The following is an 869-nucleotide window of genomic DNA, read 5'->3' as shown; positions in this document are numbered from 1 at the left end:
CTAACCATAGTATCATACCTCATCTTTTTAAGTTCCTTTCCTTAATGGTATCACACTCTATAATCAAAAAAGTGCATAAGCTGACAACAATCTTGTCAACTTACACACTTTATTTTACATTCCCCATAATTTTCATATCCATGCCTTAATAAACTTATCATAGAAAGCTATTTACAGAAAAAACTTCACAGTCTCTTTTATTACTGTAAATTTAGCTCTTTAACTGACTTTATTATTGGTTTAATATTTTCTTTGTCTGTGAAGTCAACAGGCGTTACATAGGCATCTAACATGCCTTTTGTATTTTCATCCATTTCATCTTCTTTTTGTTTTTTTAATATTCTTTTAAGCATGTTCATCATCAATTTATCTGCTATATTTAAGTTGTTATAGTTAAAAGCGCCTCTTAAATAAAATTGTTTTATATTGTCTGCATCATTGAAATTATTTTTCTTTACTTCTTCGTAAATTTTGTCATCCATAATAGATAGACCTACATAAAATACTATGAGATTTTTACTTTTAAATTTATCAATATCTTTATAAATATTTTTAAGGCCTTTTATAGTCCCTGCATGTAGCCAACCACCAAAAATAATATTATCATAGTTTAATAAGTCTACTGTGCTTATATCATCTATTTTTGATACTCTACAATCTAGTTCTTCTCCTATCCACTTTGCATATTTTTCCGTGCTACCATATTTTGATTCATAAACAACTATACTTTTCATGTTAATTCCCCCCTTGTATAATCTAGTTGTAACATTTGATAGAAAACTTTCTAATAATCTAACGAACATTAACAACTTTTCTAAATTTAAAAATCTATCTAAAATCCTACCGGATCTTAAGTCATTTCTTAGCTT

At 27.4% G+C, this 869-nt stretch carries 1 protein-coding gene; it reads right to left on the bottom strand.

Annotation, left to right across the window (positions count from 1 at the left end):
* Positions 1-200: 200 nt before the first annotated feature.
* A partial coding sequence (locus K0040_RS19820; RefSeq protein ID WP_228110413.1) for a flavodoxin domain-containing protein occupies positions 201-869 on the bottom strand: 669 nt, incomplete at its 5' end.

This window comes from Terrisporobacter petrolearius, from assembly GCF_020748185.1.
GTDB lineage: Bacteria > Bacillota > Clostridia > Peptostreptococcales > Peptostreptococcaceae > Terrisporobacter > Terrisporobacter petrolearius.
The sequence above is the reverse complement of the archived record's forward strand: the minus strand, read 5'-3'. Positions and strand labels throughout refer to the sequence as shown.